Source organism: Acinetobacter sp. UBA6720 (genome assembly GCF_002454215.1).
In the GTDB taxonomy this organism is placed as follows: Bacteria; Pseudomonadota; Gammaproteobacteria; order Pseudomonadales; family Moraxellaceae; genus Acinetobacter.
Map to the genome: position 1 here is coordinate 1 of NZ_DKIK01000183.1, position 210 is coordinate 210.

The following is a 210-nucleotide window of genomic DNA, read 5'->3' on the forward strand; positions in this document are numbered from 1 at the left end:
ATTCAGCTCAATCACATCCATCTGCTCTAATGTCAGATTGGCTTGTTTCAGTAACTTTTTGATGGCAGGTGCAGGTGCAAAGCCCATAATGCGAGGTTCAACCCCAACAGCTGTAGATGCAATAATCTTGGCACGGGGTTTAAGTTGGTACTGCTCAATCGCTGCTTCTGAAGCGATCAGTACAGCAGCCGCACCGTCATTGATGCCTGA

General features: G+C 47.6%; 1 pseudogene. It reads right to left on the minus strand.

What is annotated here, in order from left to right:
* Window positions 1-210 (minus strand): annotated as a pseudogene (locus B4F08_RS15435) (acetyl-CoA C-acyltransferase); the annotation flags it as partial.